This is a genomic window from Enterobacter roggenkampii (assembly GCF_001729805.1).
Classification (GTDB): domain Bacteria; phylum Pseudomonadota; class Gammaproteobacteria; order Enterobacterales; family Enterobacteriaceae; genus Enterobacter; species Enterobacter roggenkampii.
The window spans coordinates 3,943,813-3,967,183 of sequence record NZ_CP017184.1 but is presented as its reverse complement, the minus strand read 5'-3'; the positions used below and the strand labels follow the sequence as shown (position 1 = coordinate 3,967,183).

Genomic DNA, 23,371 nt, shown 5'->3' with positions numbered 1-23,371 from the left:
CTAAATGCTTTGGAATGATTTGCATACAAATTAAAGGGTTTCTTGACCGGTCGTGCGCTTCTTTGACCGTCTCATTCATCAGGGTATTCATCCTTTCGGGTTGTGAGGTTAATTAACTGTTTGTCTGTTTTACATTTCGACGGCTGCTGAAATATGAAAACATGTATTGACCAGTAAGATTTTCCCCGCAGTGATTATCCTTTTCCGGCGAACGGCAGGGTAGCGAAGATTTTTATAAAATTACGCGCGAAATAGTATAACTTCGTCAGTTTCTGCCGATAACGAGGGTAAGACTCGCCTCTGGGCGAATTCACCCTCACGGCAAGGAAGACTTATGAATATGCTCCGTAATTTCACGATCCGTTTCGTCATGCTGGCGATTCTCGGGATCTTTTGTTTAATGTGGGCGGGTGTTGGGCTGTACAGCACCTGGTCTCTGTCTCGCGTTTCTGATGGCAACGAGGTGGACCGTCAGCTGGTCAAGCAGATGACGGTGCTCAGCCAGGGCAACGATCAGTATTTCCGCTTTGTGACCCGTCTGAGCCGCGCAATGGAAGTCAAAGCCGCAGGCGGCACGCCGGATCTGGCCTCTGCCCAGCAGGCGCTGGATAACATGGGCAAGAAGCTGGCCGAGATGAAGGCGATCTCCCCAGGCCCAATGGATCCCCAGGTCTCTTCCCGGGTGATCGGTGCCTGGCAGGCGCTGCTCGAACAGGGCGTGACGCCGCAAATGCAGCAGGCGAAACTGGGCGCGCTGGACGGTTATCGTCAGCAGGCCAATAACGTCACGCCAACGCTGAGCCGCGCGTTCGGCGCGGCGGCTGAAGAGTTCAACAATGCTGCCGCGAAGTCGCTCGACAGCACCCGCGTGGTGGTGGACGGCCTGACCAGCATGACCCGTACGGTGATTATCGTCGCCACGATCGTCGGTCTGCTGATCCTGCTCTTCACCGACCGTTACCTGGTCGCGATGCTGGTCAAACCGCTCGACCGCATTCGCCAGCAGTTCCGCCAGATTGCTCAGGGCGATCTCAGCCAGCCCATTGAACCGTTCGGCCGCAACTGCGTGGGACAGCTGGTGCCGCTGCTGAGCGCCATGCAGGACAGCCTGCGCGAGGCGGTCAGCACGATCCGCTCCGGCAGTGAAAATATCTGGCGCGGGGCGACGGAGATTTCCAGCGGTAACAACGATCTCTCCTCCCGTACCGAAGAGCAGGCGGCGGCGCTGGAAGAGACGGCAGCCAGCATGGAACAGCTGACCGCTACGGTGAAACTGAACGCGGAGAGCGCCCGTCAGGCAAGCCAGCTGGCCGATGTGGCCTCAACCACCGCCAGCCGCGGCGGTTCGCTGGTGGAAGAGGTGGTAAGCACCATGAGCGGTATTTCGGAAAGCTCGAAGAAAATTGCTGAAATCACCAACGTCATTAACAGCATTGCCTTCCAGACCAATATTCTGGCACTTAACGCGGCGGTTGAAGCAGCACGCGCGGGCGAACAGGGGCGCGGCTTCGCCGTCGTCGCGGGCGAAGTCCGCAACCTGGCAAGCCGCAGCGCCAACGCGGCGAAAGAGATTGAGGGGCTGATTACCGATTCCGTTTCCCGCGTCGAGCAGGGTGCAAAGCTGGTAAGCGACACGGGTACGACCATGGATGCGATTTTGCGGGACGTGACGGAAGTGACGACCATTATGAAGCAAATCGCCTCTGCCTCTGAGGAGCAGAGTAAAGGCATTTCGCAGGTCGGTATCGCCATTACGCAGATGGACGGCGTCACCCAGCAAAACGCCTCGCTGGTGGAGGAGGTTTCCGCGGCGGCTTCGGCGCTGGAGCGTCAGACCGAAGATCTTCAGCGCTCGGTGCAGAAGTTCCGCCTGACGGCATAACGCAACGTGATAAGGCCGCCTTGAGCGGCCTTACATTATTAACGCCTTCCCCATTCCGCGTGCTCTGAAACTGCTATTCTTTTGCTAACCCCTGACGTTCTGGACTCTCTTCTACGAGGTGTTGCTATGAACAGATCGTTATCTTTTATCCCTGTCCTTTCTCTCATTTTTCTGACGCTTTTCTCGGTTTCCACCAGTGCGACCCAGCAGGCGCAGGAGCGGCGCGTGGCGCGTGATGTCAGGCAGGAAACCCGCGACGCGTCACGGCAGGTGAAACAGACCTGCGTGGCGAACAATAACCAGAGTAATCACGACTGCCGCCAAGATAAACGTCAGATGAAACAGGCCGGGCGGCAAAAAGCGCGGGATATTAAGTATTAACATAACAGGCGAGGCGGCATGCGAGCATGTTTCTTGCCGCCTTTTTAAAAAGCGTAAGTCAATATATTTCAAAAATTAAAATATTCGCTTGTGACAATATATTTGGCATTTTCTGCACATTTCAGAACATGAAAATTAATATTGTCTTAAGATTCAGTCGACATAATGAATTATCTTCTTGATACAGGAAATAATTCAATTTATGAAAAACCGTATTATTTTATTTGCTGCCCTGGCAGGTTTTGCCGTGGTCAATACAGCGATGGCCCAGAGCGTCACGGTCGATGTCCCCACCGGGTATAAGGTCGTGATTGTTCCGCAGTCAGCTACGGTTCCTGAGGCGGTAAGCGTTGCGCCTGCACCTGTACAAACAACGTATGCCGCCCCTGCACCGGTCTATCACCCGCGTGCACGCCATGTGGCGAGCGTGGCGGAAGGAATGGTGATTGAGCATCAGTATGACGATCACCATTGATGCGATTTTGCGTAACGTGTCAGTAATTCCGCCTTACGGCAGAACGCGCTAAGGCCACGCTGTGCGGCCTTCCTCAGCGTCGCACTCAGGAAGGCGGCAGCAGGTTAAGCGCCTGCTTAACCGCCGCCTGCAAACGTGATTCCGGAACACCGTCCCGGGCCTGCACCGACAAACCGTGTAAAAAGACGGCGAAATAGTCTCCCAGACTCTCTGCATCGGTCGTATCCTGCAGTTCACCGTTTTGCACTGCCTGATGGAGACGGTCGATGATCTGCTGTGTACGCTGCAGGCGATGCTGCGCCAGCCAGGTTTTGATCGGCTCATTTTCTGCGCTGACGCTGGCTGCAGAGGCCACCACCATACATCCTTGCGGCAAATCCGGATGGCAGTACAGGTGAACCGCATCCATTAATAGCGTCTGGAGGGTATCCCGCACTGTGCCCCCAGCGGCTAAGGCCCGATCCGCAAAACTGCCTTCCTGATTTTCGTAATCAGCGATAGCTTCCCGAAAGAGCTGTTCTTTTGAACCAAACGCCTTGTAAATCCGTGCCGACGCGATACCCAGCTCTGCCACCAGATCTGACATCGAGGTTCCTTCATAACCCTGTCTCCAGAATAGGTTGCGCGCTTTGATAAGCGCCTGGTCACGATCGAACTGGCGCGGTCTGCCTGCCATTTTGTTGCTCCGGTTGGTCCTGAATTCTGTGCAACAGGATCGCCTAAATCATCTGGATTACCAACGAATTTATAATTTTCGCTTGCGGTTATCCGGCTTTACTCCTATTGTTTGTCAATCGACAAACAATAGGAGTATACGATGAAAACCCTCAAAGGTCCCTCTCTCCATCTGGCCCAGTTCAGCGATGACGCGGCCCCCTTTAATGATTTGCCGGCGATAGCCCGGTGGGCGGCGGAAACGGGTTTTAGCGCCCTGCAAATTCCGGCATGGGATCGCCGTCTCTTCGACGTGGCGACGGCCGCAGAAAGTCAGACCTACTGTGATGATTTGGTCGGTATGCTGGCGGAGCATGGCCTGGTGGTGAGTGAACTGACCAGCCATATCTTCGGCCAACTGATGGCGGTCCATCCTGCTTACGACAGCTTATGCGACAGCTTTGCGCCGCCGGAAGTCCACGGCAACCCACAAGCCCGTAGCGAATGGGCACGGCAACAGCTGCTGATGGCGGTCAAGGCCTCTGCCAGGCTTGGCCTCAGCGATCTGGGTACCTTTTCTGGCTCGCTGGCGTGGCCCTATTTGTTCCCGTTCCCGCAGCGCCCGGAAGGGTTAATTGAAACCGCCTTTGACGAGCTGGCCAGACGCTGGATGCCGGTACTTAACGCCTGCGAAGAGCAGGGCATTAACCTCTGCTATGAGATCCACCCGAGTGAAGATTTGCATGATGGGGTGACGTTTGAAATGTTTTATCAAAGGGTAAAAGAACATCCCCGCTGCCGGATACTTTTCGACCCCAGCCACATGGTGCTCCAGCAGCTTAACTATCTGGAGTTTATTGATATTTATAAGGACATGATCAACATGTTCCACGTGAAAGACGCTGAATTTAATCCGACCGGTCGTCAGGGTATTTATGGTGGCTATCAGTCATGGGTTGATCGTGCAGGACGTTTTCGCTCATTGGGTGACGGCCAGGTGGATTTCAGGGCCATTTTCTCGAAGCTGACCCAATACGATTATGCTGGCTGGGCAACCCTGGAGTGGGAGTGCTGTCTGAAAAACCCGCTGGATGGTGCCAGAGAAGGGGCTACGTTCATCCGCGACCATATTATTCACATTACCGATAAAGTCTTTGATGATTTCGCCGGTGCGCCGGTTAACCCTCAGCAAATCAACGCACTACTCGGCATTCGCTAAGCCACGACATTACAGGGAGTCCCCATGGAACAACAATACGGTGAGATCGCGCATGCGGATCTCAGGGCAGAACACGTCTATACGAAAGTGAACGGACAGCGCATCCATTGCGTCGTGGCGGGAAAAGGTCAACCGGTATTACTGATACCGGGCTGGCCGCAGACCTGGTATACCTGGCGTTATGTTCTTCAGGCGCTGGCGGCGGCGGGTTTTCAGGCGATAGCGGTCGACCCTCCGGGTATTGGTGAGTCCGATAAACCGCGCGACGGCTATGACACCGGACGTGTCGGTGCCATGCTGCATACCATGATGGCGCAGTGGGGTCATGCGCGTTATAGCATAGTGGGCCACGATATCGGCATGTGGGTTGGCTATGCCATAGCGAGCGATTTTCCTCAGGCAATAGAACGACTTGTGCTGACAGAAGCGGTTATTCCTGGACTGGCACCGCCACCGCCGATTTTCGTCGCACCGGAAGAGAACATCTTTCTCTGGCACTTCATGTTCAATCAACTGGCGGATTTACCCGAGACCCTGACCAGCGGGCGCGAATCACATTATCTCAGCTATATTTTCGATCGCTGGTCGCATCGCCGTGAACAGGTCGCTGCAGAGGTGTATATCGCCGCCTATTCGACACCCGGCGGGCTGCGTGCGGGCTTCGACTATTATCGCGCTATCCCGGAAACCATCCGGCAGAACCAGCGCCGTTCGCAAACGCCTTTAACCATGCCGGTATTAACGGTGGGGGCCGAACATGCCACGCGCGATGCACCGCTGATAACCCTCCAGGGCAATGCCCTTGATCTGCGTGGCGAGACGGTGGCGGACTGCGGGCATTTTATTACCGAAGAGTGTCATGAGGCGTTTATTGGGCTGATCGTGCCCTTTCTCTCAGAGGGCAACGATCGTGCCGCTGGATAAACACATTGCTGACTTTCTGGCTGCATCATCGGGCGCGCCGCAACCGGCGTCGTTAGGCGGCCTGCGTGCCGCCACCGAAGTAGATTTGTTGCGGCTGCAGGGAGAGGATGAATTAAGCGATGACATGCAGGACTATGTTGTCATCGCTGATGATGGTTACGCCATTGCCCTTCGTGCCTATACCCCAGCAGCCTCAAACGCGGACATTGCGCAGCCTGCCATACTATTTGCTCACGGCGGTGGATGGTGTCTGGGGTCGCTGTCGCTCTATGATCGACCCTGTCAGGCACTGGCCAATGCCACTGGCAGGAAAATACTCTCCGTGGATTACCGTCTGGCGCCGGAGTTCCCCTTCCCAAGGCCGTTAGAAGATGTTTATCAGGCACTATACTGGGCCAGTGAACAGGCCGCGCTTCTGGGGATAGATGCGACCCGTCTGGCGGTGGGGGGCGACAGTGCAGGCGGAAATCTCGCTGCAGCCACAGCTCTGCTGGCACGGGATCGCGGCGGACCTCACATTGAGCATCAGTTGCTGCTCTACCCGGCATTAAGTCGCGAAATGTCGACCGAAAGCTATTGTGAATTTGCTGAAGGTTATTTTTTAACGCGTGATGCGATGGCGTTTTGCTGGGAGAACTATCTGGGAGAATGTCGTCATCCCTATGCTGAGCCGCTGCATATGGCCTCGCTGAGGGGATTACCGCCAGCAACCATCCTGAGTTGTGAATATGATCCCCTGCGCGATGAGGCTGAAGCGTATGCGCGACGGCTTCAGGAGGCGGGGGTGCCTGTGCGCTGTGAACGGCTGCCGGGAATGGTGCATGCCTGCATGCATATGTCAGGGTTAACGCCAGCCGCGGGGCGGTTGTTCGAACGGGCTTGTATATAGTTCAGAGTAGGGCTCCGTTTTCCAAACGGAGCCCTTTATCTTTACCTCTCGCCTCCATGCCGCGATGCGGTATCGGTTAGTTCTGCAATATTGCCGAGGCAATACCCATTTTTTGTTGTCAAAAATCGTTTCGGGAATATGCTTTCTGAAACAGATCAGCGAGGCGATAAAATGGACACGTTGCTTTTACCCGGCCAGAATCCCCGAGCCTGGGCGGAAACTATGATCAATCTGGAGGCCAGAAAACTGGTTAATACGGCCAACACGGTCGCGGCTATGCATCTTCAGGATGGTTTTATCCGGATTCAGTTTGTGGATGAGATCAGGGCATTCATCATGGCCCAGTTTGAGGCCGCACGCCGGGCAAAAACGGATGATGACTGTATGGCCTGCCTGCAGGCGTTGCGTGCAGAGAACACCAGTCTGCTTGAACAGTCCCATTCTCTCAAAACCGGCTATGCAAAACTCTATGCCGAGGTGAAGGTTGTCCGGCACGAGAACAAAATTGTAGGTTACATCATCTCAGCTGTTGACGTGGTGGTAGCCGGAGCGGCTATCTTTGGTGGGATCGTCATGATGTCCTCCATGACGCCGTTGGGGGTGGTGGCCGGTGCCGTGATTGTTGTCAACGGGCTTAACACTATTTCACGTGAGGCCGCACACAACCTGCTCGGTGATAAGCAGACGGAGGGAATTTTCGCTGACGGCTCAATGGAGGTCGCAGAATTCCTGGGCTTCAGCCGGCAGCAGGGGCTGGGGACCTACAAGGCTGTCACGCTCTTTAGTGAAGTCTACGGCGCGTATGGTCTGAGGCTGAAACCCGAAGCGCAACGGCTGTGGTACTGGACCAGGCCCGATTTCTTCAGGAAAGTATCCGATACGCCACGTCCCGCGATGGCGCTTAAAATTGCGGGATGGGGTGTTAAAGCCAAAGTGGCGCTTGATTTACTGACTATCGAGCCTTCCGGGAAATAGTCTTCTGCAGGCGGAATGCTTTCCAGCCCAGAGCTGGTGGAAAGGTCACCCAGGCAATGATCAGGACAACAAGGGAACTCATGCCCCCGGAAAGAATGTGTGTCCGGCTGCCAGCGATAAGGGTGACCAGCATAACCAGAACCAGCGCGACCGTGATCCATACCGAAACCCGGAAGCGCCGTGATAGCGCATCGATGAGATGCTGCATTGTGCCTCCGGCTGCTGCGAGTCGGCCCTTTAAATTGTCTACTTCGCTTTTGCTGAAACCTGCCTCAAGCAGGTCTTTCTCACTGATAGCCATCACGTCCTCCCTAAACAGGCGAAAGTATACTGTATCAGACCAATAATCCCAGGTGGCCAGCGTAAGCAAAATAAAAGAAATTACGGAACATGAAATGCGGACAACTTTCCGGAGAAAGTCCCGAACATAAGGATACCGCAAACAGGAGGCTACCCGTAACGATCGCGGTAATACTTCCCGTTTCTCAAACGGAACCGAGATAAGACAAAAAACCCAGCATAATAGCTGGGTTTCATCATCATACCGATTCTAAAGTCAGAACTACGGCGTTTATCAGTGCGTCGCTTCACCAATCAGCGCGCCCGTGCCCGCGCCAACGGCTGCACCTTTCAGCACGCTCTTGCCGGTAACCGCCGCGGCGCCTGCGCCCACGGCAGCCCCTACGGCGCCGCCTTTACGCGCGGCTTTACCTTTGTCGCCGTTTTTGAACATGGCACCCGTGCCTGCGCCAACAACTGCACCGCCAACGGTGGATTTCAGATCTTTGCCCGTGGCCGCGCCAATGGCAGCGCCTGCTACCGCGCCAGCGGCGGTTTTATCGATGGCCATTCCCGAGGTGGAAAAAATGAGGGCGCTGATAACCAGCGTTGTTTTAATCAGTTTCATAACAGATCCTTTGTGACTGCTGTCGGTTGATACGTCGCTTCTCACTCTGAGGTGAGAAAAACGCACAGATAGTGCCAGCAATACCGGCTCAACCTTTAGGCCAATCATGCCCTGCGAAAGGATCTCGGTTGCCGGGCGGCGATCCGCCCGGCAGAACATTACGCCTGACGCTTATCTTCCGTATTGGTCTCGAAGTCGCTCGCCGCGTGGCGTTCGTGAAGCTGCTCGTTCAGCTCGCCGCTGGTGCGGTTAACGATGCGTCCGCGCTTAACGGCATGGCGGTTCGCCACGTCTTTCGCCCAGCGCTGCACGTTGGTGTACTTTTCTGCGTCGAGGAACTCAGCGGCGTTATACACGCTGCCCAGCGCCACGCAGCCGAACCATGGCCAGATGGCGATATCGGCAATGGTGTACTCCTCACCCGCCACGTAGCGACCGCGCGCCAGCTGTTTATCCAGCACGTCGAACAGGCGTTTGGCTTCCATGGTGAAGCGGTCAATCGCGTACTCAATTTTTACCGGGGCATAGTTATAGAAGTGGCCAAAGCCGCCGCCGAGGAACGGTGCCGCGCCCTGCAGCCAGAACAGCCAGTTCAGCGTCTCGGTGCGTCCCGCCGGATCTTTCGGCAGGAAGTGGCCGAATTTCTCCGCCAGATAGAGCAGGATATTGCCGGATTCAAAGACGCGCGTTGGCGGGTTCGTGGAGTGGTCACGCAGCGCCGGGATTTTCGAGTTCGGGTTCACCTCAACGAAGCCGCTGGAGAACTGATCGCCCTCGCCGATGCGGATCAACCACGCGTCGTACTCCGCGCCCGTTACGCCCAGCGCCAGCAGCTCTTCGAGCATGATCGTCACTTTCTGTCCATTCGGTGTGCCGAGCGAGTAGAGCTGCAGCGGGTGCGAACCGACAGGAAGATCTTTCTCATGGGTCGCGCCGGAAATCGGGCGGTTGATATTGGCGAACGCGCCGCCGTTGTTCTTTTTCCATTCCCACACTTTGGGTGGCTGATACGTGTTGTCTGACATGTTGGCCTGCCTTTTGAGTGATGTGTTGAGGCAGTGTAGCAGGAGATTTGTGAAGCGTTTAACGAACTGAGCGTAATCGATCTGCCGCTATTCCTTCCGGCGCTTATATATATCAAATCAGGTATAAGCTTAATCGAAAATCGCATTTTCATAATTAATGCGTAAACGGATAAAGCTGCATATGATGCTTCAACATAAATAAAAGATGCAGTCATAAACACTTTATAAGGCAAGGAGTTAGTGAGATGCGCAAGCTTTTGTTATCGGCAGTGGTTGTTTCGCTCGCGTTAGGCCTGGCGGGCTGTGATGATGCGAAAAATAAAGAGACAAATACGCCCTCAGCGGCAAAAAGCGATGCGCCAAAAGCGGGCGGTTCGCTGATTATCGGTATTACCTCCGGCGACCCGTTAGCTGTAAATCCGCTCTACGCCAGCGACCGTACCACGTTGACGATCATGCAAGCGTTGTATGCTCCCCTCTATAGCTTCAACGACGGTAAGATCGAATGGGGCCTGGCGGAAAGCCTCACGCCCTCTGCCGACAACCTCAGCTACACCCTGACGTTAAAACCGAACCTGAAATGGCAGGACGGCCAGCCGCTGACGGCGGACGACGTGGTCTTTACGTTCAACAAGCTGCTGGATGCCAAACAGCACAGCTTCTTCCGCAGCATGTTCACCTACGGCGATAAGCCGGTACAGGTAAGCAAGGTTGACGACCGCACCGTTAAGTTCACCTTACCGCAGGTCAGCGCGGCCTTTACCGGCACGCTGGTACAGATCTACCCGATCCCGCAGCACGTGTTCGCCGGCGAAGGCGACCTGGAAAAGAGCAGCAAAAACGATGCACCGGTCGGCTCCGGGCCGTTCAAATTTAAAGAGTACCGCGCCGGACAATATTATGCCCTGACCCGTTTTGACGATTACTGGAACGGCAAAGCGAAGCTAGATTCGGTGACCTACCGTTTCGCCAAAGACAGTAACGCCGCCAACCTTGCGCTGCAAAACGGTGAAATCAACCTCAAGATGGTTGACCCGCAGGATGTGAACCGCCTGAAAAATACCGGTAAGTTTGACTTCGTGGTCTATCCGGAAGGCCGTCTGGCCTATATGACGTTCAACCAGAACGTGCCGGTAATGAAGAGCAAAGAATTGCGTCAGGCCATTGCGTACGCCATCAACAAAGACGAGCTGACCCAGACCGCCTTTACCTCGCTGGACTACGCCAAACCCGCGACGTCCTTCCTGACGCCCGATACGCTTTACAAGACGGATGACGTCGAGCAATACACATTCGACCTGCAAAAAGCCAAAGAGCGGCTTAAAGCGTCCGGCGCGCCGGACAACCTCAAGCTGCGCCTGGCGTATGTGAATACCAACAAAACCCAGGAGAGCATGGCGCTCTACATTCAGCAGGCGCTGAAGGGCATTGGGGTGAACGTGGAGCTGATGCCGCTGGACTCCAACGCCATGTCCCAGCGCAGCCTCGATATGAACAACACCGCGTGGGAGCTGAACCTGGGCGGCTACATCATGGGCTCAGAGCCGGACGGCTACAAATCGCTGTTCATGAGCAACGAAGCCTATAACTACGCGCACTACAAAAATCCGCAGTTTGATGCCCTGTGGGATAAAGGCGCCGTGGAAACCGACGCCGCGAAGCGTGCCGATATCTACAAGCAAATTCAGCAGATCGTGGCGAACGACATGACGTACTACCCGATCGCCTATACCAATGCGACCGTCGCGGTAGACAAGCGTTTCGGCGGCACCCAGGAAGCGGAGCCGAAACCGGTCTATCTGTTCCAGGATCTGTCAAAAATCTATCAGAAATAAGCGATTGCCCCGGCCGTCGGGTCGGGGCCTTGGTAAGGGCATGTCGTGAACACACTTCTCACGCGTCGGCTGCTGCAGCTGCTGCCGATGCTGTTCTTCATTTCGCTGGTGGCGTTTTTGCTGGTCAAGCTCGCGCCCGGCGATCCGGTGGCGGCGTACATTACGCCGCGCATGGCTCCGGAAGATATCGAACGTATTCGCCAGAGCCTGGGGCTGGATAAGCCCCTGGTCACGCAGTACGTCCTGTGGCTGAAAAACGTCCTGCAGGGCGATCTCGGCTATTCGCTGATCTACCACCGTCCGGTGCTCGAGATGATCGGCGAACGCATTCCGGCCACCCTGGGGCTGATGGGCGCGTCGCTGCTGCTGGCGATCGTGCTGGCCATCCCGCTGGGCCTGCTGGCGGGGGCATTTAAGCACCGCTGGCTGGATCACCTGCTGAACCTGTTCGCCTATATCGGCATCTCGGTGCCGATTTTCTGGTTCGGCATTTTGCTCATCACCGTTTTTGCCGTGCAGCTTAACTGGTTCCCCAGCATGGGGATGCGCACCATCGGCATGGAGGATAATGCGCTGGACGTGCTGCGCCACGGCGTGCTGCCGTGTATTGCCCTCACGTTCTACAACCTCTCCAGCTACGTGCGCTACATCCGCTCCAACACCATCTCGCAGCTCTCGGCCGACTACGTGCAGACCCAGCTGGCTTACGGCGCCACGCGTTCCAGCATTCTGTTCCGCCACGTGCTGAAAAACGTGCTGCTGCCGGTGATCACCCTGTTTGGGCTGTCGTTCGGTGAGCTGATTGTGGGGGCCTACGTGACGGAAAGCGTCTTCTCCTGGCCGGGGATGGGGCTGCTCGGGATCCAGTCGATCGCTTCGCTGGACTACCCGCTGATCATGGCGATCATCATGCTCTCGTCGATGATGCTGATCGTCGGTAACCTGATCGCCGATCTGCTTTATCGCTTCGCCGATCCCCGCATTCGTACGCTGAGGTAACCCGCATGAGCAGACGCTGGCAGCAGGTTCGTTACCAGCTGCGCCGCAACCGTCCGGCGCAGTTCTCCCTGTTTGTGCTTTTTATTTTCGTTGTCGCCGCGCTCTGTGCGGGCTTGAGTCCGTACGATCCGGATCGGATGGCGCTCGGCGCACGCACGCTGCCGCCGGATGCCGCACACTGGTTCGGCACCGACGAGTACGGGCGCGACTACTTCACCCGCGCGCTGTATGGCGGCCAGATCTCCCTGATGGTCGGTTTTCTCGCCATGCTCTTTTCCACGCTTATCGGCACGGTGGTGGGAACGGTGAGCGGCTACTTTGGCGGCTGGCTGGACAACCTGATGATGCGCGCCGTGGATATCCTGATGGCCATCCCGGCCTTCTTCCTGCTGCTGGTGGTGAATGCGTACCTCAAGCCGGGCGTGGATAACATCATTCTGATCATCAGCCTGCTGACGTGGATGAACATGTCGCGGCTGGTGCGCGCAGAAACCCTGTCGGTGAAAGAGCGCGAGTATGTGCTTTATGCCCGCGCGTCGGGGGAGCACCCGCTGCGCATTATCGTTCGCCACATTATTCCCGGCGTGCTGCCGACCATTATCGTGGCCGCCACGCTCAATATCGCCTCGGCCATTCTGATGGAGTCGACGCTCAGCTTCTTAGGGCTGGGCGTGCAGGCACCGGCGGCGTCGTGGGGAAGCATGCTTAACAACGCCCAGTCGTATATTGGCGAAGCGTCGTGGCTGGCGATGTTCCCCGGCATTCTGATCCTGCTGACGGTGTTCAGCTTTAACGTGCTGGGCGATGTGTTCCGTACCGCCTTTGAGCCAGGAGCGAATCGCGATGAGTAACTTATTAGCGCTTGAGAACCTGCAAACCACCTTCCGCACCCGCGAGGGCGAGGTTCACGCGGTGCGCGGCGTGAGCTTTCAGGTGCAGCCGGGCGAACTCGTCGGCATCGTCGGCGAGTCGGGCTGCGGGAAAAGCGTCACCTGTAAGTCGATCATTCAGCTTCTGGGGAACAACGGACGGATAACCGGCGGCAGCATTCGTTTCCAGAATGACGATCTGGCGCAGAAAACCCCTGCGCAGATGCGCGCCATTCGCGGCAATGAGATCGCGATGATTTTCCAGGATCCGATGACCGCCCTGAACCCGGTGCTGACCATCGGCAAACAGATGACCGAGATCCTGATGCGCAATAAAGGGCTCACCAAAAGAACGGCCAAAGCGGCGGCGATCGCCATGCTGGAACAGGTGGGCATTGCCGAGGCGGAACGACGATACGACCAGTATCCCCACGAGTTCAGCGGCGGGATGCGCCAGCGGGTGATGATCGCCATTGCGCTCTCCTGCAACCCGAAGCTGCTTATTGCCGATGAGCCGACCACCGCGCTGGACGTCACCATTCAGGCGCAGATCCTGCGACTGCTGAAAAGCCTGCAACAGCAGACCCAAACCGCGATTCTGCTGATCACCCACGATCTCGGCGTGGTGGCGCAGGTCTGCAGCCGCGTGGTGGTGATGTACGGCGGGCTGGTGATGGAGGAGGGGAACGTGGAGGACATTTTTTATCGTCCTGCGCATCCTTATACCCAGGGGCTGCTGGCCTCGCTGCCGCGTCCGGATGAGGTCAACCAACGTTTATCGCCCATTGAAGGCGCGCCGCCTGGCCTGCTTAACCCGCCGCCGGGCTGTCCGTTCGCCGAACGCTGCCCGAAACGCATGCCCCAGTGTGAACGGCAGCCCGCTTTTTACGCCATGGGTGAAGGCCATCGCGCCGCCTGCTGGCTATGGGCCGATAAGGAGATTCAGGCATGAGTGAACAACAGGCCCCTTTAGTAAGCGTGCGCGATCTGCGCAAACACTATGCGCTTAACGGCGGTTTGCTGCGTAAAGGCGCGGCGGTGAAGGCGGTTGATGGCGTGAGCTTTGATATCCAGCCCGGCGAGACGTTTGGCCTGGTGGGCGAGTCCGGCTGCGGGAAATCCACCCTCGGTCGCGCCATCCTGCGCCTTTTCGATATCACCGCGGGTGAGATCCACTTTGCCGGACAGGCGATTGCCCATGCCCGCGAAAAAGAGCTCAAGCCGCTGCGTAAGCGGATGCAGGCGATTTTTCAGGATCCTTACTCCTCGCTCAACCCCGGCATGACGGTGCGGCAGCTGGTGGCCGAGCCGATGCAGATCCACGGCTACAGCCGTGAAGAACAGCGCGAACGAACGGAAACGCTGCTCTACAAAGTGGGGCTTAAGCAGGAACACCTTGAGCGGTTTCCGCATGAGTTCAGCGGCGGGCAGCGCCAGCGCATCAGTATTGCCCGCGCGTTGTCCGTGCGTCCCGAATTTGTGCTGTGCGATGAGCCGCTCTCGGCGCTGGACGTCTCGGTGCAGGCGCAGGTGGTGAATATTCTGCAGGATCTGCAGCAGGAGCTGGGGCTGACCTATCTGTTCATCGCCCACGATCTCTCGATGGTGCGCCATATCTCCAGCCGCATTGGGGTGATGTACCTCGGTAAGCTGGTGGAAGTGGCCCCGGCGAATGAGCTGTATCAGCGTCCGGCGCACCCTTATACCCGCGCGCTGCTGGCGGCGGTTCCCCAGCCCGACCCGCGGATTCGCAACCTCGAAGACGCAACCCTGCGCGGCGAAATGCCCGGCCCTACGTCCGCGCTGCCGGGCTGTAAGTTCTGCAGCCGCTGCCCGCACGCCGTGCCGGTTTGCCAGACGCAGGAGCCTGCCATGCAGGAGATCGCGCCAGGGCATTTCGCGGCGTGCTGGCTGTTTAAGATGTGAGCCTTAAACGTGTCGGGTGGCGCTTCGCTTACCCGACCTACAGGGTTTTGCGTTTTGTCGGCCGGGTAAGGCGAATTATTTACCACGCAGGTGTATGATAAACGCTCCTCTGTCAGGTTAATTACAACGTGCAGACGACGACAACCCATAAAAATTGCCGCCTGCCTGTTTTAGGTTGGATACATGCGTAAAGGAACGTTAAGCAGTGATGCGCCATTCGGGACATTGTTAGGCTATGCGCCCGGTGGCGTGGCGATTTACTCTTCAAATTACGGCAGTCTGGACCCGCGAAACTATCCGGAAGATGCGGATTTCCGCAGCTACATCGGCAACGAATACATGGGCCACAAGTGGCAGTGCGTTGAGTTTGCCCGCCGTTTCCTGTTCCTCAACTATGGCTTTGTGTTTACCGACGTCGGCATGGCGTGGGAGATCTTCTCCCTGCGCTTTTTGCGTCAGGTGGTGAACGATAACATTCTGCCCCTTCAGGCGTTTGCCAACGGCTCAAAACGCGCGCCGCGCGCCGGGGCGCTGCTGATCTGGCAAAAAGGCGGCGAGTTTCACGAGACCGGCCACGTGGCGGTGATCACCCAGCTTCTGGACGATAAGGTGCGTATCGCCGAGCAGAACGTGATTCACTCTCCGCTGCCGCTCGGGCAGCAGTGGACGCGCGAGCTGCGCCTGAGCGTGGAGAACGGGTGTTACACCCTCCACGACACCTTCAGCGACACGGAAATTCTCGGCTGGATGATCCAGACCGACGACACAGAACACAGCATTCCGCAGCCGGAAATCGACGGCGAACTGCTGAAAATCAGCGGCGCGCGGCTGAAAAACACACGTCAGTTCGACGGCAAGTGGCTCAACGAAAATGACGCGCTGCAGCAGGCGTATATTCGCGCCAACGGTCACGTGATCAACAAAGATCCCTGCCAGTACTTCACCATTACCGAAAGCGCCGAACAGGAGCTGATCAAAGCCACCAACGAGCTGCACCTGATGTACCTGCACGCCACGGATAAGGTGCTGAAAGACGACAGCCTGCTGGCGCTTTTCGACATCCCGAAAATCCTCTGGCCGCGCCTGCGCCTCTCCTGGCAGTGGCGTCGTCACCATATGATCACCGGTCGTATGGATTTCTGCATGGATGAGCGCGGCATCAAGGTCTACGAGTACAATGCCGACTCCGCCTCCTGCCATACCGAGGGCGGGCTGATCCTTGAGGAGTGGGTGAAAAACGGCTATCGCGGCAACGGGCATAACCCGGCAGAAGGCCTGCTGGAAGAGCTGACCGGCGCCTGGAAGCACAGCCACGCGCGGCCGTTCGTGCACATCATGCAGGACAACGATGTCGAAGAGGACTATCACGCGCTCTTTATCCAGCGTTCTCTGCTGCAGGCCGGGTTCGAGACCAAAATCCTCCACGGTCTGGGGGCGCTCAGCTGGGATGCCGCCGGACAGCTGATTGACGACGAGGGGCGCCACGTCAACTGCGTGTGGAAAACCTGGGCGTGGGAGACGGCGATTGAGCAGATCCGCGAGGTCAGCGAAACCGAATACGCGGCGGTGCCGATCCGCACCGGACATCCTGAAGGCGAAGTGCGCCTGATTGACGTCCTGCTGCGCCCGGAGGTGCTGGTCTTTGAACCGCTGTGGACCGTTATTCCCGGCAACAAGGCGATTCTCCCGGTGCTGTGGCAACTGTTCCCGAACCACCGCTACCTGCTCGACACCGATTTTGAGGTCAACGATCTGCTGAAGCAGACCGGATACGCCGTTAAGCCGATTGCCGGACGCTGCGGCAGTAATATCGATCTGATCAGCGCCCAGGACGAACTGCTGGATAAATCCAGCGGCAAGTTTGTTGACCGCAAAAACATCTACCAGCAGCTCTGGTGCCTGCCGAAGGTCGACGGCAAGTACATACAGGTCTGTACTTTTACCGTGGGCGGGAACTACGGTGGGACCTGCCTGCGCGGCGATGACTCGCTGGTGGTGAAGAAAGAGAGCGATATTGAGCCGCTGATCGTGGTTAAAGATAAGTAGCTCTTACCCGCAATAAAAAAGCCCCCGCACGGCATCCTGCGGGGGCTTTTTGTTACTGTTCTTCCTCTTCCTGCCCGTTGATCTTCAGATCGATGATGCGGCCAATCTGGTCATGATAGACCGTCAGCAGGTTGTACTGGCTCATCTCAGAGATGATCTGCGGTGAGACATTAAAGCTGCGGGCCAGCTCCTCCTGGTGAAAATAGCCCGGCTGACGCCGCCTCGCGTGGGCCCGACGGCGATTGTACTGATACCACAAAATCAGCAGCCAGCCGTTGAGCGCGGCGAACAGCAGGTAGAGCAACACCGTATTAAAGGACGCAATAATCACGCTCCAGCGGTGGTCGCTCTCCTCGGTGAGCTGCATCCAGAGCCGGGCATACAGGAAAAACAGAAAGCCTCCCCACGCCACCAGCGTTAACGCGGCATCGAAAAGACGTGGCAAGAGCCGATGTTCGGTCAGAATTAAGGTATTTTCGTTCATTGAAGGCTTCCTTTTCCCCGGTCCGGACTGATCCAGCGCGCGCGGGCGCGCTGGCGTTTAAGCATGACTTTTGGAAATGCGACGAGGGTGGTGAACAGGCCGATCATCCAGTACACCATCGGGAACCAGATCACCCAGAAAAGCGAGCTGGCCACCTTCCGTTCATAGCGACGCTCGATGAACAGGCTGACCAGGAACTGCAGCAGGCACATCACGCCCAGCAGCAGCCCGGTAAACTCCGGTGGAAAGAGGCTCTCCACGGTCAGCCTGGCGGGAATCGGCGTGATATGGCTGAGGATAAATAACAGCACCGTCATGGCGTAGGCGAAGGCCCACAGCGTTGACAGGGCATACTCAAGAAACAGGGGCCACATGCGGTGATGCTCCCAGCGCACAATCCTGCGAAGGTTGACCAGAAACACCTCCGCACCGCCCTGGGCCCAGCGCAGACGCTGTTTCCACAGGCCCTTCAGCGTCTCCGGCATCAGGATCCAGCACAGCGCCCGCGGCTCGAAAAAGATATCCCAGTGGCGCAGCTGCAGCTTCCAGCTGATGTCGATGTCTTCGGTGATCATGTCCGGGCTCCAGTACCCGACGTCCGCCAGCGCCTGTCGGCGAAAGGCGGCGATGACGCCCGAGACGGTAAAGACCCGGCCATAGATCCGCTGTGTCCGCTTGATGAGCCCAATAATGGATGAGAACTCGCCCACCTGAATGCGACCGATCAGCGTGGAGCGCGTGCGGATACGCGGATTCCCGGTGACCGCCCCGACGTGGGGATACTGAATCAGCGGGGCCACCAGATACGCTGCCGTATCGCGGTCGAGCAGGGCGTCGCCGTCAATGCAGACCAGCAGATCGCCCCGGGCCGCCGCTGCACCGGCTTTGAGCGCCAGCGCTTTCCCCTGGTTTTCCGCGAGATTAATTACCCGCAAGCGCGGATGTTCCTGCGCCAGCGCCTGCAGCACCTGCGCGGTGTTGTCAGACGAGCCGTCGTTGATGGCGATGACCTCGATATTTTCATACCGCTGATCCAGCGCGGCGCTGATGGTCTCCCGGGCATTTCGTCCCTCGTTGAAGCAGGGGATAAGAATGGAGATGAGCGGCTCACCGGCGAGCGTCGGGGCGGGCGTCTCTTTATCCCACGACCAGTGGCGTTCAAGCTGAAACCAGAAATAGAGCCCGCCGGTTATCCAGAGCACCGACATGAACAGCGGCCAGAAGAACACAAAATCCAGAATCAGCTCGCCGGTAAAGAGGGCGGCCACGCCTAACGGCAACCCGAATACCAGACATAAAATGGAAAAGGCGATAATGCGATCAGTCATTGTCAGGGTACCAGTACGAAGAAAATACAGGCCTGATGCGTGAGATATCAGGTTGGTTGTTGATGAAATCGTCGGGGTAGTAGCCGTAGTTTTTGACGCCGTTCAGCTGGAGCACGCGCATCCACTGTGCCAGCTGGCTGTCGGAAACGGCGCGCTGCGGTTTCCCATCCCAGTCCCTGGCCTGCAGCTCGAAAATGGTTTTATCGAGTGCGCCGGGACGCGCGGCGACCGCTTTCACCAGACGCGTCAGCCAGGCATCACTATCGTCTGCCGGGACGGACTCCATCAGCGGCATAGCCATCGGCACCGTCCAGTCATACTCCGCCAGAAAATCGTCAAGATTCTGGGCGAACCACGCTTCGCTTTCGGGCTGCAGTATGGGCAAGGCGAACATGTTGCGCGCGGTTTTTATCTGCGGGCCACGGATATGCTTCACCGCGAGGCTCAGGGCGTGGGTAAACCCGATAAGCGTCTGGCTTTTCTGACGTGTTGTGCTCTGAGGGCCATCGTCCACGTCGGTCAGCACCGCATCGTCATGGAACAAGATCCCGTTGAAGCTGGCATAGCGGGCCAGATCTTCATAGATGTCCGTCACCTGCTGGCGCACCTGCGGGTCCCACGGGGAGAGCCGGATATAGGGATCGGTGGCTTCGCGCCGCTGGCCTGACGAGCGGTCCCGACGCTGCACGCGCGGCAGGGCAGGATCGAGATCGAACGAGAGCACCGGCATCCACGCGAAGACTTTCACGCCCGCCCGGGTTTGCAGCTGCCAGGAGACAAAATTAAACAGGTCGGCCCGGACCGGCAGCTGGCGGTTGGGGAAATAGAGCGCCCTGATCCTGCCATCGCCCTGCGGGTCGGCAAATGCCTGCAGGAAAACATGGCTGATTTTCATGTCGTAGACCCGCTGGATCAGCCTGTTGATGTTTTGCGTCTGCTGGGCTGGATTGGGATCGTAAACGTAGTCGAGATCGACGTGCATGACGCGCACGGGCTCGCGCTCCTGAACCTGGCTGACCGTACTGGCAAACGCCTTGAGCGAGGGATTGCCGGCAATCAGCAGACGGGGGATGTTTCCCAGCTCCTGCACGTTCCCCAGCCCGTCCTCAAGGGTAAAGGCCAGCTGATAACCCTGCTGTCTGGCGATGGCGAGCGACGTGCCGTTGGCGGCGCCATAGGGCCAGACCCAGGCGCGCGGCGCCTTGCCCGTCACCTGCGTGATTTTTTCAGTCACTTTGTGAACGTCATCGCCGATCCGCTGGCTGAACTGCCGATCGGTTTCATAGCGGCCCGTCGCTTTATCGTAAAAGCGGTTGGCGATGGCCGGTTCGCGGCTGCCCTGCGGGTTGGCAACAATGCCGTAATGCGAGGCCCAGGTGTGCGAACCGATCTCAATCAGCGGAGACCGGCTGAGCTCGCGCACCATATCCCACGTCGCGAAACGATCGCGGGCCGTCATCAGACCGCCGAAGTTAACTTTTTGATTTTCCGGCGTATCCACCCAGCTGCCCACCGGCGCCCAGAGCGCAGAGACGTTCCACGCCTGAAGCAGTGGCCAGACGCGGGTGTAAAAGCTGCTGTAGCCGTCGTCAAAGCTGAGCAGAACGGCTTTAGGCGGCAGCGTTTTTTTTCCGTCATGGGCATCCAGAATGTCCTGCACGCTGATGACGTGATAACCGTTGTGCAGCAGCCAACCGATCTGCTCGTTTAGCGCGCTGGTGCGCACGGAGAGGTAGCGCTGATCGGCGGCATCGTCTTCGACGTCGTGGTAGGCCAGCACCAGAAACTGGTTCTTCGGCCAGGGTTTGCTCGCCTCCAGCTGCGGCCGATCTTTGGGCGCAATAAACGAAAATGCCTGCGCGCAGACATTTGCGCTGAGGCAGAGCCAGCCGATGAGTATCAGGCTCGCGGAAAAACGTGTGTTCATTATCATCATCCTTAAAATCGTAAAGTCGCATCAAACGTGACGGAGAGGTTGCTCTCGCGTTTGCCGTCGTAAGGACGCTTGTCCCAGTTCAGCATCACGCCGGTGTCCATGACGTTGTTCCACTGAACGCGTTGTCCGTAACCCAGCAGAGCGATGGCGCCAGCGGACTGATTTTTCTGCCAGTAGCGGCCGCCTCCCGCCGCGAACTGCTGGCTCCAGAGGGTGTCGTAATGGCGATACATCTCATGGTCGACGGCCAGGGCGGCCGTCACGGAGAGATCCCGCGCCGGGTTGTAATAGAGGGTGTCCCGCAGGCTGTTTTTGCTGGCGGCGATCCCCGGTTCGAGATCCAGCGTCAGGGACGGGGTCTGCCAGAGACGCTCCTTGCCCGTGAGGGTGTATTCCTGTCGGCGGTTATGATCCGAGAAGCGGCTGACGGCGGCGCTGAACTGGTACTCACGGCGCTCGTTTTGATACCAACGCACCCCGCCTTCCCCCCGGTTGGCGCTGATCCCGTTGCGTAACGCCCGCAGGGGCGTGTTGCGCGACAGGCGCTCAAGGCTGCCGCTGACCTGCCAGCTATCGGTGAGGCTGTACGTCGTTGAGAGGCGAGCCCCCGGTTTGTTTGCCCCGTGATAGCGGTTGCTTGAGAGCTCGGCTTCGAGCTGGAGATCGCGTGGCCGCCATTCGATGCCGCCCAACAGGTGACGGCTGGAGCCCTTGCCTTCATCAAAATTGCCCTCTGCATAGCGGGTGCCGGCAAACAGCCGCCAGTTATCCGCTATGGGCGGGCCATAGAGCGTGGCGTCCCAGTTGAGGTCGTGCGTCCCGCTGACGGGGTTATCGGAGTGCAAACCCTTGCTCGCGTTGAGGCGCAGCTCGGACATATGGTGGACGGTGCGGAGCCTGTCCAGACGCCTGGCGCTGCGATCGCGCGGCGCGCGGGCAACGACGTCGTCGGCCAGTAAATCCATCTGCCGCCACTCTTGCAGATCCATGGCGACGTAAGCCTGCTGCTGCTCAAGCTCCAGATTCGAGGGCTCCAGCGCCTCCGCCATTTTCAGCGTTTGCTCGGCCGCGCGCGGCAGGCCTCGCGCCTGCAGCAGGGTGGCGTAGTCAATCTGCAATCCCTGATTGCCCGGCGCGGTTGCTGCCAGACGTCGCGCCAGCTTTTCGGCTTCCGGCAGGGCATTCGTCGCCAGCAAATAGTTAAAACGGAGCGACTGACCGGTAAGCCACCGATCGTTCGGCTGAGGGGTAGGGGAACCGAAATCGTAACGGGTCCAGGGAACGTTGCGGGTGTGGCGCTCTGCATACCGGCGGGCGGACGGATACTCTCCCGTATCCAGCCAGGCGTAGAAAAGCGCGTGCTCTTCGTCCTGCGGATCGGATGCGTATTGCGGATAGCGTTGCAGAAGCGCGAAGGCGGCGGCAGCGTTTTTCTCCTGCAGATATGCGGAGATCACCCAGCCGATTGCCCAGCCCGGCACCGGATGCCGGGCTGCCGTCAGATCCTGATATTCGCTGATGACCCGCGGGTAATCGGCATGGGCATACAGCGCGCCGAGCCGGTCGATACGCGCAAGCACGACGTCTTCCGCGGCCTGCGGCTCGCTCTGCCAGCGAGACAGCAGCGCGTCGTAACGATTCAGCGCGGATTGCGCAAGCTGCAGGCGCTCCTTTTCTGTTCTGCCCGGCACGTCTGCAAGGCGAACGCTTTCGGCGGCGGCATTCAGCTCAAGACGACGACGCTCCGCGGGGGCTAGCGCCACCTTTTGTGAAAGCAGGAGCGCGGGGGTATTGACCCGGTTATCCGTTAGCGCGTCGACCCGCTCGCGGAGAAGCGCGTGATTTTCTGGCGCGACATACAGCGCGCGCGTGTCGGCTAAAAGCCGATCCCAGCTTTTTCCCTGGCGTAGCCAGACGTATGCCAGCGTCTGAAGATGCGCCTGCGAGGGGGCCTCCGCCACCAGCCGTCGGGCCTCCTGAAGGGCAAGCGTATCTTTACGGGCATCGGCCAGGGTTTTGATGTAGCCGATACGATAATCGTCGTTATCCGGCGCAAGGCTGCGCGCTTCTTTCCAGAGCGCCAGAGCGGGCTCCCACGCTTTCTGATTTCGTCTGGCCTGCGCGACAGCCGCAACGCCGCGGGCGGGCAGCGGCATATAAATGCTGTAGCGCTGCCAGACCTGAATAACCTCGTCATCATGGCCTGCCCAGGCCGCCACCTGTAACCAGTCCGCAACGTGCTCAGGCGTCAGGGCATGCTGCTGCTGATAGCGCTGAAGATAATCGAGAAACGACGTGTAATTACCGTTACGCGCCTGTTGAATCTGTTGCTCATAAACGGATTCCGTCGCCTGAACCAGAACAGGAAAGAGTAATAACAGAAACAATAATGTTGGGGTGCGATAAAAGAATAATGTACTGAAGCGAAGCGATCTTTCCATATCTATTTGCCATTTGTTTATCATGAATCCATTGCATAACACGGCTGCCTTTTAACTCTGCGTTAAAGGCCATAAATGAGAACATTAAATCTGAATGCAGTAACGTTAAGGGGTACTTACTTAAAGGTAATTATGGCGCCTCATCTTAGTGGACTGGATGGGAGGTAATGTACACC

General features: G+C 57.7%; 21 protein-coding genes. 13 read left to right on the top strand and 8 right to left on the bottom strand.

The genetic code is table 11. The annotated features are described in order from the left end of the window. Positions 1 to 334: 334 nt before the first annotated feature. The 3 genes from BFV67_RS18490 to BFV67_RS18480 all read left to right on the top strand — a co-directional run bounded on the left by BFV67_RS18490 (position 335) and on the right by BFV67_RS18480 (position 2,738). Positions 335 to 1,882 carry a methyl-accepting chemotaxis protein gene (locus BFV67_RS18490; RefSeq protein ID WP_023326068.1) on the top strand — a complete coding sequence of 516 codons (1,548 nt, stop codon included), beginning with the start codon at positions 335 to 337 and terminating at the stop codon, positions 1,880 to 1,882. Between the two features lie 126 nt (positions 1,883 to 2,008). Continuing rightward, positions 2,009 to 2,263, top strand: a complete 255-nt coding sequence (locus tag BFV67_RS18485; protein WP_045409503.1) for a hypothetical protein — start codon at positions 2,009 to 2,011, stop codon at positions 2,261 to 2,263. Between the two features lie 202 nt (positions 2,264 to 2,465). Next, complete coding sequence (locus BFV67_RS18480) at positions 2,466 to 2,738, top strand: hypothetical protein (RefSeq protein ID WP_023294550.1); 273 nt, start codon at positions 2,466 to 2,468, stop codon at positions 2,736 to 2,738. Between the two features lie 85 nt (positions 2,739 to 2,823). Here BFV67_RS18480 and BFV67_RS18475 read toward each other — a convergent pair whose 3' ends face one another. Then, positions 2,824 to 3,414, bottom strand: a complete 591-nt coding sequence (locus BFV67_RS18475) for a TetR/AcrR family transcriptional regulator (RefSeq protein WP_021242108.1) — start codon at positions 3,412 to 3,414, stop codon at positions 2,824 to 2,826. Between the two features lie 141 nt (positions 3,415 to 3,555). Between BFV67_RS18475 and BFV67_RS18470 the strand changes: the two genes are divergently transcribed. The 4 genes from BFV67_RS18470 (at position 3,556) to BFV67_RS18455 (ending at position 7,399) form a co-directional block, all read left to right on the top strand. After that, positions 3,556 to 4,611 (top strand): sugar phosphate isomerase/epimerase family protein, encoded by a 1,056-nt coding sequence (locus BFV67_RS18470; RefSeq protein ID WP_069598779.1) that lies wholly within the window; start codon positions 3,556 to 3,558, stop codon positions 4,609 to 4,611. A gap of 24 nt (positions 4,612 to 4,635) precedes the next feature. Further along, the gene (locus tag BFV67_RS18465) at positions 4,636 to 5,535 is read left to right on the top strand and encodes an alpha/beta fold hydrolase (RefSeq protein ID WP_069598778.1); all 900 of its coding nucleotides are present in this window, start codon (positions 4,636 to 4,638) and stop codon (positions 5,533 to 5,535) included. Continuing rightward, entirely contained in the window at positions 5,522 to 6,424 is a 903-nt protein-coding gene (locus BFV67_RS18460; protein WP_069598777.1) for an alpha/beta hydrolase, read from the top strand. Before BFV67_RS18465 ends, BFV67_RS18460 begins: the two co-directional genes overlap by 14 nt. A 171-nt stretch (positions 6,425 to 6,595) precedes the next feature. Then, on the top strand, positions 6,596 to 7,399 hold the full coding sequence (locus BFV67_RS18455) for a DUF4225 domain-containing protein (protein ID WP_021242104.1): 804 nt from the start codon (positions 6,596 to 6,598) through the stop codon (positions 7,397 to 7,399). Here the strand turns inward: BFV67_RS18455 and BFV67_RS18450 are convergent. The 3 genes from BFV67_RS18450 to yghU all read right to left on the bottom strand — a co-directional run bounded on the left by BFV67_RS18450 (position 7,377) and on the right by yghU (position 9,331). Then, positions 7,377 to 7,700: a hypothetical protein gene (locus BFV67_RS18450; protein ID WP_065101629.1), complete on the bottom strand. Its 324-nt coding sequence runs from the start codon at positions 7,698 to 7,700 to the stop codon at positions 7,377 to 7,379. The two genes, BFV67_RS18455 and BFV67_RS18450, sit on opposite strands and share 23 nt — an antisense overlap. A 273-nt stretch (positions 7,701 to 7,973) precedes the next feature. Continuing rightward, positions 7,974 to 8,306 (bottom strand): glycine zipper domain-containing protein, encoded by a 333-nt coding sequence (locus BFV67_RS18445; RefSeq protein WP_008499797.1) that lies wholly within the window; start codon positions 8,304 to 8,306, stop codon positions 7,974 to 7,976. 158 nt (positions 8,307 to 8,464) lie between these two features. After that, positions 8,465 to 9,331: a glutathione-dependent disulfide-bond oxidoreductase gene (gene yghU / locus BFV67_RS18440; protein ID WP_008499796.1), complete on the bottom strand. Its 867-nt coding sequence runs from the start codon at positions 9,329 to 9,331 to the stop codon at positions 8,465 to 8,467. A gap of 245 nt (positions 9,332 to 9,576) precedes the next feature. Here yghU and BFV67_RS18435 point away from each other — a divergent pair, with 245 nt between their 5' ends. The 6 genes from BFV67_RS18435 (at position 9,577) to gss (ending at position 17,006) form a co-directional block, all read left to right on the top strand. Next, positions 9,577 to 11,166 (top strand): ABC transporter substrate-binding protein, encoded by a 1,590-nt coding sequence (locus tag BFV67_RS18435; RefSeq protein WP_069598776.1) that lies wholly within the window; start codon positions 9,577 to 9,579, stop codon positions 11,164 to 11,166. Between the two features lie 45 nt (positions 11,167 to 11,211). After that, entirely contained in the window at positions 11,212 to 12,165 is a 954-nt protein-coding gene (locus tag BFV67_RS18430; protein ID WP_008499794.1) for an ABC transporter permease, read from the top strand. A 5-nt stretch (positions 12,166 to 12,170) separates the two neighbouring features. Continuing rightward, the gene (locus BFV67_RS18425; protein WP_069598775.1) at positions 12,171 to 13,016 is read left to right on the top strand and encodes an ABC transporter permease; all 846 of its coding nucleotides are present in this window, start codon (positions 12,171 to 12,173) and stop codon (positions 13,014 to 13,016) included. Then, complete coding sequence (locus BFV67_RS18420; protein ID WP_069598774.1) at positions 13,009 to 13,986, top strand: ABC transporter ATP-binding protein; 978 nt, start codon at positions 13,009 to 13,011, stop codon at positions 13,984 to 13,986. The genes BFV67_RS18425 and BFV67_RS18420 overlap by 8 nt, the downstream gene beginning before the upstream one ends. After that, complete coding sequence (locus tag BFV67_RS18415) at positions 13,983 to 14,960, top strand: ABC transporter ATP-binding protein (protein WP_031275154.1); 978 nt, start codon at positions 13,983 to 13,985, stop codon at positions 14,958 to 14,960. Before BFV67_RS18420 ends, BFV67_RS18415 begins: the two co-directional genes overlap by 4 nt. A 183-nt stretch (positions 14,961 to 15,143) precedes the next feature. Next, positions 15,144 to 17,006, top strand: a complete 1,863-nt coding sequence (gene gss, locus BFV67_RS18410; protein ID WP_025912482.1) for a bifunctional glutathionylspermidine amidase/synthase — start codon at positions 15,144 to 15,146, stop codon at positions 17,004 to 17,006. A 52-nt stretch (positions 17,007 to 17,058) separates the two neighbouring features. On the opposite strand, the gene pgaD is transcribed toward gss, so the two are convergent. From pgaD to pgaA, 4 genes are read right to left on the bottom strand one after another with little or no spacing between them, the layout of a single operon-like run. Further along, positions 17,059 to 17,490, bottom strand: a complete 432-nt coding sequence (gene pgaD, locus BFV67_RS18405) for a poly-beta-1,6-N-acetyl-D-glucosamine biosynthesis protein PgaD (RefSeq protein ID WP_008499789.1) — start codon at positions 17,488 to 17,490, stop codon at positions 17,059 to 17,061. Further along, positions 17,487 to 18,818 (bottom strand): poly-beta-1,6-N-acetyl-D-glucosamine synthase, encoded by a 1,332-nt coding sequence (gene pgaC / locus BFV67_RS18400; RefSeq protein WP_065101625.1) that lies wholly within the window; start codon positions 18,816 to 18,818, stop codon positions 17,487 to 17,489. The genes pgaD and pgaC overlap by 4 nt, the downstream gene beginning before the upstream one ends. Further along, entirely contained in the window at positions 18,811 to 20,754 is a 1,944-nt protein-coding gene (gene pgaB, locus BFV67_RS18395; RefSeq protein ID WP_162274159.1) for a poly-beta-1,6-N-acetyl-D-glucosamine N-deacetylase PgaB, read from the bottom strand. The genes pgaC and pgaB overlap by 8 nt, the downstream gene beginning before the upstream one ends. Before the next feature lie 2 nt (positions 20,755 to 20,756). Next, complete coding sequence (pgaA, locus tag BFV67_RS18390) at positions 20,757 to 23,195, bottom strand: poly-beta-1,6 N-acetyl-D-glucosamine export porin PgaA (protein WP_069598773.1); 2,439 nt, start codon at positions 23,193 to 23,195, stop codon at positions 20,757 to 20,759. Between the last annotated feature and the right edge of the window lie 176 nt (positions 23,196 to 23,371).

Excerpts from the sequence above, each read along its gene's own strand:
- BFV67_RS18415 (WP_031275154.1), top strand. The coding sequence starts at position 13,983 with ATGAGTGAACAACAGGCCCCTTTAGTAAGCGTGCGCGATCTGCGCAAA.
- BFV67_RS18485 (WP_045409503.1), top strand. The coding sequence starts at position 2,009 with ATGAACAGATCGTTATCTTTTATCCCTGTCCTTTCTCTCATTTTTCTG.
- BFV67_RS18490 (WP_023326068.1), top strand. The coding sequence starts at position 335 with ATGAATATGCTCCGTAATTTCACGATCCGTTTCGTCATGCTGGCGATT.
- BFV67_RS18465 (WP_069598778.1), top strand. The coding sequence starts at position 4,636 with ATGGAACAACAATACGGTGAGATCGCGCATGCGGATCTCAGGGCAGAA.
- BFV67_RS18450 (WP_065101629.1), bottom strand. The coding sequence starts at position 7,700 with ATGGCTATCAGTGAGAAAGACCTGCTTGAGGCAGGTTTCAGCAAAAGC.
- yghU (WP_008499796.1), bottom strand. The coding sequence starts at position 9,331 with ATGTCAGACAACACGTATCAGCCACCCAAAGTGTGGGAATGGAAAAAG.
- gss (WP_025912482.1), top strand. The coding sequence starts at position 15,144 with ATGCGTAAAGGAACGTTAAGCAGTGATGCGCCATTCGGGACATTGTTA.
- BFV67_RS18435 (WP_069598776.1), top strand. The coding sequence starts at position 9,577 with ATGCGCAAGCTTTTGTTATCGGCAGTGGTTGTTTCGCTCGCGTTAGGC.
- BFV67_RS18445 (WP_008499797.1), bottom strand. The coding sequence starts at position 8,306 with ATGAAACTGATTAAAACAACGCTGGTTATCAGCGCCCTCATTTTTTCC.
- BFV67_RS18425 (WP_069598775.1), top strand. The coding sequence starts at position 12,171 with ATGAGCAGACGCTGGCAGCAGGTTCGTTACCAGCTGCGCCGCAACCGT.
- BFV67_RS18480 (WP_023294550.1), top strand. The coding sequence starts at position 2,466 with ATGAAAAACCGTATTATTTTATTTGCTGCCCTGGCAGGTTTTGCCGTG.
- pgaA (WP_069598773.1), bottom strand. The coding sequence starts at position 23,195 with ATGGAAAGATCGCTTCGCTTCAGTACATTATTCTTTTATCGCACCCCA.
- pgaB (WP_162274159.1), bottom strand. The coding sequence starts at position 20,754 with ATGATGATAATGAACACACGTTTTTCCGCGAGCCTGATACTCATCGGC.
- pgaC (WP_065101625.1), bottom strand. The coding sequence starts at position 18,818 with ATGACTGATCGCATTATCGCCTTTTCCATTTTATGTCTGGTATTCGGG.
- BFV67_RS18475 (WP_021242108.1), bottom strand. The coding sequence starts at position 3,414 with ATGGCAGGCAGACCGCGCCAGTTCGATCGTGACCAGGCGCTTATCAAA.
- BFV67_RS18470 (WP_069598779.1), top strand. The coding sequence starts at position 3,556 with ATGAAAACCCTCAAAGGTCCCTCTCTCCATCTGGCCCAGTTCAGCGAT.
- BFV67_RS18420 (WP_069598774.1), top strand. The coding sequence starts at position 13,009 with ATGAGTAACTTATTAGCGCTTGAGAACCTGCAAACCACCTTCCGCACC.
- pgaD (WP_008499789.1), bottom strand. The coding sequence starts at position 17,490 with ATGAACGAAAATACCTTAATTCTGACCGAACATCGGCTCTTGCCACGT.
- BFV67_RS18455 (WP_021242104.1), top strand. The coding sequence starts at position 6,596 with ATGGACACGTTGCTTTTACCCGGCCAGAATCCCCGAGCCTGGGCGGAA.